Source organism: Streptomyces sp. NPDC048604 (genome assembly GCF_043199435.1).
Taxonomy (GTDB): domain Bacteria; phylum Actinomycetota; class Actinomycetes; order Streptomycetales; family Streptomycetaceae; genus Streptomyces.
Genome location: NZ_JBICVX010000002.1, coordinates 223036 through 230448 on the forward strand (window position 1 = coordinate 223036; position 7413 = coordinate 230448).

8 protein-coding genes are annotated in these 7413 nt (G+C 72.4%); 3 read left to right on the plus strand and 5 right to left on the minus strand.

The annotated features are described in order from the left end of the window. Positions 1–30 precede the first annotated feature (30 nt). On the plus strand, positions 31–453 hold the full coding sequence (locus ACGFMM_RS04865; protein ID WP_393643172.1) for a hypothetical protein: 423 nt from the start codon (positions 31–33) through the stop codon (positions 451–453). 50 nt (positions 454–503) lie between these two features. On the opposite strand, the gene ACGFMM_RS04870 is transcribed toward ACGFMM_RS04865, so the two are convergent. The 3 genes from ACGFMM_RS04870 to ACGFMM_RS04880 all read right to left on the minus strand — a co-directional run bounded on the left by ACGFMM_RS04870 (position 504) and on the right by ACGFMM_RS04880 (position 2366). After that, positions 504–1544: an RNA polymerase sigma factor SigF gene (locus ACGFMM_RS04870; RefSeq protein ID WP_393643747.1), complete on the minus strand. Its 1041-nt coding sequence runs from the start codon at positions 1542–1544 to the stop codon at positions 504–506. Continuing rightward, positions 1433–1846, minus strand: coding sequence for an anti-sigma regulatory factor (locus tag ACGFMM_RS04875; RefSeq protein WP_015036094.1), 414 nt, complete (start codon positions 1844–1846; stop codon positions 1433–1435). The genes ACGFMM_RS04870 and ACGFMM_RS04875 overlap by 112 nt, the downstream gene beginning before the upstream one ends. 259 nt (positions 1847–2105) lie before the next feature. Next, positions 2106–2366: a UBP-type zinc finger domain-containing protein gene (locus ACGFMM_RS04880; protein ID WP_393643174.1), complete on the minus strand. Its 261-nt coding sequence runs from the start codon at positions 2364–2366 to the stop codon at positions 2106–2108. Positions 2367–2410: 44 nt separating this feature from the next. On the opposite strand from ACGFMM_RS04880, the gene ACGFMM_RS04885 reads away from it, so the two are divergent. Beyond that, positions 2411–4009, plus strand: a complete 1599-nt coding sequence (locus tag ACGFMM_RS04885; protein ID WP_393643176.1) for a Na+/H+ antiporter — start codon at positions 2411–2413, stop codon at positions 4007–4009. Here the strand turns inward: ACGFMM_RS04885 and ACGFMM_RS04890 are convergent. After that, complete coding sequence (locus ACGFMM_RS04890; protein WP_393643178.1) at positions 3985–4929, minus strand: 1-aminocyclopropane-1-carboxylate deaminase/D-cysteine desulfhydrase; 945 nt, start codon at positions 4927–4929, stop codon at positions 3985–3987. The genes ACGFMM_RS04885 and ACGFMM_RS04890 overlap by 25 nt on opposite strands. A 110-nt stretch (positions 4930–5039) precedes the next feature. Continuing rightward, a complete protein-coding gene (locus ACGFMM_RS04895; protein ID WP_393643180.1) occupies positions 5040–5630 on the minus strand; it encodes an N-acetylmuramoyl-L-alanine amidase in 591 nt (196 codons plus the stop codon). Positions 5631–5909: 279 nt separating this feature from the next. Here ACGFMM_RS04895 and ACGFMM_RS04900 point away from each other — a divergent pair, with 279 nt between their 5' ends. Next, positions 5910–7325, plus strand: coding sequence for a family 2B encapsulin nanocompartment shell protein (locus ACGFMM_RS04900; RefSeq protein WP_393643181.1), 1416 nt, complete (start codon positions 5910–5912; stop codon positions 7323–7325). The last annotated feature ends 88 nt before the right edge of the window (positions 7326–7413 follow it).

Consider the following 7413-nt stretch of genomic DNA (forward strand, 5'->3'; position numbering starts at 1 on the left):
GCCCGTACGGGCCCCGGCTACCCTGCCTGCATGAGCAGCACGGAGCAGACCCCCACCCGTCCCGGGCGCATCACCGCCGCCGCCGCGGTGGCCGGGACCGAGGCCCTCGCCCTCGTGGTCGGCGGCCTCTTCGTCCTGGTGACCGCCCTGACCGGAAAGCCCGGCGACCTCACCTCGGCGATCATGGGCGGGGCGACGCTGATCGCCCTCGGCCTCATCCCGCTCGCCGCCGCGCGCGGCCTGTGGCTGCTCCGCTCCTGGAGCCGGGGCCCGGCGGTCATCACCCAGATCCTGGCGCTCCCGGTGGCCTGGCAGCTGCTCCAGGCGGACAGCGTGCTCATCCCGGGCGGCATCGCCCTCGCCGTACTGGCCGTCACCGGGCTGACCCTGCTGGTCAGCCCCGCGACGACCCAGGCGCTCGACATCCGGCGCCCGGGTCAGGACGCCTCGTAGGCGGAGCCTCACGGCCCGCCGTCACACCACGTCACTCCTGTCGCTCACAGTCACTCCTCGACGAGCAGCTTCTCCCGCAGCTGCGCCAGCGTGCGGGCGAGCAGCCGGGAGACGTGCATCTGCGAGATGCCGACCTCCTGCGCGATCTGCGACTGGGTCATGTTCCCGAAGAACCGCAGCAGCAGAATCCGCTTCTCCCGCGGCGGCAGGTCCTCCAGCAGCGGCTTCAGCGACTCGCGGTACTCGACGCCCTCCAGCGCCTCGTCCTCCGCGCCCAGCGTGTCCGCCACCGCCGGCGACTCGTCGTCGGTGTCCGGGACGTCCAGCGAGAGCGTCGAGTACGCGTTCGCGGACTCCAGGCCCTCCAGGACCTCCTCCTCCGAGATCCCCAGCTTCTCGGCCAGCTCGTGCACCGTGGGGGAGCGGCCGTGCAGCTGGGACAGCTCCGCCGTCGCCGTGGTCAGCGACAGCCGCAGCTCCTGGAGCCGGCGGGGCACCCGCACCGCCCAGCCCTTGTCGCGGAAGTGGCGCTTGATCTCGCCGACGACCGTGGGCGTCGCGTACGTCGAGAACTCGACGCCGCGGTCCGGGTCGAACCGGTCCACCGACTTGATCAGACCGATCGTGGCGACCTGCGTCAGGTCGTCCAGCGGCTCCCCGCGGTTGCGGAACCGGCGGGCCAGGTGCTCCACCAGAGGCAGGTGCATCCGCACCAGCTTGTTGCGCAGCTCCGCCTTCTCCGCGGAGCCCTCCGGCAGGTCGCGCAGCTCGACGAACATCGCCCGGGCGCCGCTCCGGTCGTGCCCGCCCGGGGCCGCCTCCTGCGGAGCGGGGCCCTCGTTCCGGTCTTTGGGTTCCTGCTGCTCGTGCTCGCTCATATGGACCGCCCTCCCCCAGGGCTCCGCCTGGGAGGTACCCCCAACCTGCGCCTGCTCGGTAGCTTGCTGTCCAGGGATGCCCGCCGTGGCGCGCTCGTTCCTCACGCCGGGCCTGGTCCGGCGCCGCGCTGTTTGTACAGGCTGATGGAGACCGTACGGTCCTCCGCGACGGAGGACTCCACCTTGCCGGCCAGCGCGGAGAGCACCGTCCAGGCGAAGGTGTCCCGCTCCGGGGCGCGGCCGTCGGTCGTCGGGGCCGAGACCGTCACGTCGAGGGAGTCGTCGACAAGACGGAACACGCAGCTGAGGACGGAGCCGGGCACGGCCTGCTGGAGCAGGATCGCGCAGGCCTCGTCGACCGCGATGCGCAAATCCTCGATCTCGTCGAGGGTGAAGTCCAAGCGCGCGGCCAGACCCGCCGTGGCCGTACGCAGCACGGACAGGTAGGCGCCCGCAGCGGGCAGCCGGACTTCCACGAAGTCCTGGGTCCCGGGCTCGCCTGCGATCTGGGACACCCTCACCTCCAAGGTGGCACAAGCTCATTCGGGGCCCGGGGGAGCGGGACTCCCCCGAACCGGGCGGTACTCAGTCGGTCACTGGTCCGCCGTGAAACTATCGCGATCCATGGTCCCGTGTCGCCGTGGGCCCCCGTCCGACCGTCCCGCACCGGCCGTCACTCATGGTAGGTCCATGAGCACGGAAAGTGGCTAGAGGTCGGCGACGCCCAATTGCGAGGAACCGGCAGTCCTTTGACCGGGGTGACGTACCCAGGCCTCAGACGATCGAACCGTCCACGAAGCACCACCGCCAGCTCTCCGCCGGTTCGAAGGTACGCATCACCGCGTGTCCGCTGTCGGTGAAGTGCGCGGTCGCGTGCCGCCCCGCCGACGAGTCGCAGCAGCCCACGTGCCCGCAGTGCAGGCAGAGCCGCAACTGCACCGGGTGCGCTCCGGTGGCCAGACACTCCGGACAGGTCGGGCTCAGGGGCACAGGCTCGGGGCGCGGCAGTTCGGCAACGTGCGGGCACTCGCTCATGATGGCCAGGTTACGTGGCGCACGGGACGGTGGGGACGGGAGAGATGGACGCACTGGAGCTGGTGGGACTGGTCGCGGTGAGCGCCGTGGTGGCGGGAGCCGCGCGCCGGACCCCGGTCGCCGCACCGCTGCTCCTGGTGGCGGCGGGACTGATCGCCTCGTACATCCCCGGAGTGCCGGAGTACGCCCTCGACCCGCACATCGTGCTGCCGCTGATCCTGCCGCCGCTGCTGTACACGGCCGCCGTGGACTCCTCGTACCTCGACCTGCGGGCCAACATCAGGCCCATCGCGCTGCTGTCGGTCGGCTACGTGCTCTTCGCGACCTTCGCGGTCGGCTGGCTCGCCTACATCCTGATCCCCGACCTGCCGCTGACCGCGGCGCTGGTCCTCGGCGCGGTCGTCGCCCCGCCGGACGCGGTGGCCGCCACCGCGATCGCCCGCCGGCTCGGGCTGCCCAGCCGGATCACCACGATCCTGCAGGGCGAGTCCCTGGTGAACGACGCCACCGCGATCACCGCCTACAAGGTCGCCCTCGCGGCCGCCGTCGGCGAGGGCGTGAGCTGGGCCGGCGGGCTCGGCGAGTTCGCGCTGGCCTCCGTCGGCGGCATCGGCGTCGGACTGATCCTGATGGCGCCGATCCACTGGCTGCGCTGCAAGCTCTCCGACCCGCTGCTGCAGAACACCATGTCCCTCCTGATCCCCTTCGTCGCCTACGCGGCCGCCGAGGAGGTCGGGGCCTCCGGCGTCCTCGCGGTCGTCGTGGTCGCCCTGTACCTCGGGCACCGGGCCTGGCAGGTGGACTTCGCGACCCGGCTCCAGGAGGAGGCGGTGTGGAAGATGGTCGCGTTCATCCTGGAGTCCACCGTCTTCGCGCTGATCGGCCTCCAGCTCTCGTACGTCGTCCAGCGCCTCGGCCCGTACGGGATCGGCGAGGCCGCCTGGTACGCGCTCGGGGTCTTCGTCGCCGTCGTCGTGGTGCGGTTCCTCTGGGTCTTCCCGGCGACGTTTCTGCCGCGCTGGATCTCGCCGAGGATCCGGGAGCGGGAGCCCGGGGTGAACTGGACCGCCCCGGTGATCGTCGGCTGGGCCGGGATGCGCGGCGTGGTCTCGCTGGCGATCGCATTCTCCATCCCGGTGACGACCGACGGGGAGCCCTTCCCGGCGCGCAACCTCGTCCTCTTCCTCACCTTCACCACGGTCATCGGCACGCTCGTGGTGCAGGGGCTCACGCTGCCGCCGCTGATCCGGGCCCTGAAACTGCCCGCCCGCGACGTGCAGGCGGAGACGCTGGCCGAGGCGCAGGCGCAGAGCGAGGCGTCCCGGGCCGCGGAGGAACGGCTCGAAGCGCTGCTCGCCGACGAGCGCAACGCACTGCCGCAGCCGCTCGCCGACCGGCTTCGCACGGTCGTGGAGCGGCGCAGGAACGCCGTCTGGGAGCGGCTCGGCCAGGCCAACGCCATCACCGGGGAGACCGTGGACGACACCTACCGGCGGCTGTCCCGCGTGGTCATCGAGGCCGAGCGGGAGGTCTTCGTCCAGCTGCGGGACGCGCGCCGGATCGACGACGAGATGATGCGCACGCTGCTGCGCCGGCTGGACCTGGAGGAGGCGGCGGCCTACCGGGAGGAGACGGCGGACTGATCACCCTCGGCGGTGACCGCGCGGACGTTCGAGCCATCCCCCGAGCCGGTGATCACGGCGGCGAGCCGGGTCCCGGAGGGGAACGCGCCCTCCTCCGTGAGCACCAGAAGTCCCTGCAACATTTTGGCGACATACAGACGCTCGATGGCGAGTCCATGCCGCGTCTCGAAGTCCTGTGCGAACGCGTCGAGCTCCGGCGTCGTCCGTGCGTAGCCTCCGCAGTGGAAGCGCTCGTCCAGGCTCCAGTCGCCGATGCGGCCGCCGAACGCCGTCTCCTGGAGCGCCGCCACCGTCGAGCCGAGGAAGCCGCCCTTGAGGACGGGGACGCCCAGCGCGCGCCGCCCCGGGCCGAGCCCGGCGGCGAGGCCCGCCAGGGTGCCGCCGGTGCCGCAGGCCACGGCGGCCACGTCGGCCCCCGCCCCGGCGAGCTCCCGGCCCAGCTCCACGCAGCCCCGTACGGCGAGCGCGTTGCTGCCGCCCTCCGGGACCGTGTACGTCCCCGGGGGCGCGTCGCGCAGCAGCTCCGCCAGCACCGCCGGATCGTCCTTGGCGCGGTACGTGCCCCGGTCCACGAAGACCAGCCGCATCCCGTCGGCCGCGCAGCGGGCAAGGGACGGGTTCAGCGGCCGGCCCGCCAGCTCGTCGCCGCGGACCACGCCGATCGTGGGGAAGCCGAGGATGCGACCGGCCGCGGCGGTCGCCCGCAGGTGGTTCGAGTACGCGCCGCCGAAGGTGAGCACCGGCCGCCCCGCGGCGGCCTCCAGGTTGAGCGCCAGCTTGCGCCACTTGTTGCCGGGCAGGTCCGGGTGGATCAGGTCGTCCCGCTTCAGCAGCAGCTGCACGCCGTGCCGCGCGAAGCGCTCGTCCGCGACCGCCTGGAGCGGGGAGGGGAGGCGGGGCCGCAGGCGGGAGTCGTTCACCCGGCCATTGTGACGGGACGGCCGGCCCGCGGCGCGGGCGACCGGCGTCGCGGGTGCGACCCGCGTCGCGGGCGGCCGCCCCTGGGCGGGTGGGACTCGGGCGCTGCGCGCTACCTCAGACGCTCGGCGATCCTCTGCCGCATCGACGCCATGGTGAAGCCGCGCGGATCGACCTTGCCCGGCTGCCACTCCAGGTGGCCGATCACCGAGCGGTGCGTCCAGCCGTGGACCCGGCAGACCGCCGCCGCGGCCTTCTCGATGGCCTCCAGCTGGACCTTGGGCCACGGGTCCTTTCCGTCGCCGAGGTTCTCGCACTCGAAGCCGTAGAAGTGCCGGTTGCCGTCCGTCGTCGCCTCGTTGTCGGGCGGCAGCCGTTGCTCGGCGATCACCGCCCGCAGCACGTCATCGTCCCCGGCGCCCGCGTGGTTGGCGCGGCCGTAGCCGACGAGATGGACCCTGCCGTCCTTGGCGATCACGCCGTGGCACAGCGGCCCCGGCAGCTCGCTGTGTCCGTCGCGGCAGAGCCGGACGGTGTTCGCGGTGCCCCGGGTGACCGTGTGGTGGATCATCACGCCGTGCACCGGCCCCCAGGGGCCCTTGTGGTTGCGGTTGTGGGTGCGCCAGTCGCCGACCTGGACGACCGTCAGGCCCTCGTCGCGCAGCGCGTCGAGGAACCTGCTCGCGGACATGGGTGTCGCCATGGCCGCCTCCTACTCGTCGTTTCGGATGTGCTCCCGCCGGAATTGCTCCTACCGGATGTATCGGAGTACGGAGCTGCGCCCTGAGCCGTTCGGTCGGTGTGCGAGCCGATCCGGACAGACCCCGCGACCCGGCCGGCGGCTCGCTCGGCCGATCGGGTGGAAACCGAGTGTTCTGCCCCGCCATGCGCGGATCATGCCCACTCATTTGTGTAATGGCTCGCGCACCGAGCGTGCTGAAAGGCTTCCTCTCGCAGGTTTTCATGATCGAGAGGGAGTCCCATGTCGGTTGGTTCGGTTGGCGACGAGGTCCGCGCGGAGCAGGCGTCCCCGCAGCAGAGTCTCGGTACCGCCGCCGCGCGGAACCTGGCGACCACCACGAAGTCAGCCCCGCAGATGCAGGAGATCACCAGTCGGTGGCTGCTGCGGATGCTGCCGTGGGTGCAGGTGCAGGGCGGTACCTACCGGGTGAACCGGAGGCTCAGCTATTCCGTGGGTGACGGCCGCGTCACCTTCGTCCAGACCGGCGCGCGGGTCGCCGTCATCCCGGCCGAGCTCGGCGAGCTCCCCGCGCTGCGCGGCTACGAGGACGAGGAGGCGCTCACGGAGCTGGCGAACCGCTGCCGGCAGCGCGAGTTCCAGGCCGGCGAGATCATCGCCGTCTCCGGCGAGGCCGCCGACCGGGTCTTCCTGCTCGCACACGGCAGGGTCGAGCAGATCGGCGAGGGCCCGTACGGCGACGAGGCGGTGCTCGGCGTCCTCGCCGACGGCGCGTACTTCGGCGACGCCACGCTCACCGACCCCGACGCCACCTGGGAGTGGACCTCCCGGGCGGCCACCGCCTGCACCGTCCTCGAGCTCACCCGCGACGACGTGCGCAACCTCGCGGACCGGGCCACCTCGCTCGCCGCCCACCTCGCGATCGTGGCCGCCCTGCCGGAGCAGCGCACCAACAAGTACGGCGAGGCCGCCATCGACCTCTCCGCCGGCCACGTCGGCGAGGCCGTCGTCCCGCACACCTACGTCGACTACGACGCCTCGCCCCGCGAGTACGAGCTGAGCGTCGCCCAGACCGTGCTCAAGGTGCACACCCGGGTCGCCGACCTCTACAACCAGCCGATGAACCAGACCGAGCAGCAGTTGCGGCTCACGGTCGAGGCGCTCCGCGAGCGCCAGGAGCACGAGCTGATCAACAACCGGGAGTTCGGCCTCCTCTCCAACTGCGACTACGGGCAGCGGCTCCAGCCGCACGACGGCGTCCCGGGCCCCGACGACATGGACGAGCTGCTGTCCCGCCGCCGCGGCTCCAAGCTGTTCCTCGCCCACCCGCGCGCCATCGCCGCCTTCGGGCGCGAGTGCAACAAGCGCGGCCTGGTGCCCGAGTCGATCGAGGTCAACGGCAACCGGATCCCGACCTGGCGCGGGGTGCCGATCTTCCCGTGCAGCAAGATCCCGATCTCCGACGCCCGTACGACGTCGATCATCTGCATGCGTACCGGCGAGGCCGACCAGGGCGTCATCGGTCTGCAGCAGAGCGGCATCCCGGACGAGATCGAGCCGAGCCTCTCGGTCCGCTTCATGGGGATCGACGAGCAGGCGATCATCTCGTACCTGGTCACGGCCTACTACTCGGCGGCCGTCCTCGTCCCGGACGCGCTCGGCGTGCTGGAGAACGTCGAGGTCAGCCGCTGGCGCTGAGGCGGCGGCGGGGGGGGGGGGGGCGGGGGGCCCCCCCCCCCCCCCCCCCCCCCCCCCCCCCCCCCCCCCCCCCCCGCCGGCGGGGCAC

Coding starts and splice junctions, on each gene's coding strand:
- ACGFMM_RS04865 (WP_393643172.1), top strand. CDS start 31: ATGAGCAGCACGGAGCAGACCCCCACCCGTCCCGGGCGCATCACCGCC.
- ACGFMM_RS04880 (WP_393643174.1), bottom strand. CDS start 2,366: ATGAGCGAGTGCCCGCACGTTGCCGAACTGCCGCGCCCCGAGCCTGTG.
- ACGFMM_RS04885 (WP_393643176.1), top strand. CDS start 2,411: ATGGACGCACTGGAGCTGGTGGGACTGGTCGCGGTGAGCGCCGTGGTG.
- ACGFMM_RS04895 (WP_393643180.1), bottom strand. CDS start 5,630: ATGGCGACACCCATGTCCGCGAGCAGGTTCCTCGACGCGCTGCGCGAC.
- ACGFMM_RS04900 (WP_393643181.1), top strand. CDS start 5,910: ATGTCGGTTGGTTCGGTTGGCGACGAGGTCCGCGCGGAGCAGGCGTCC.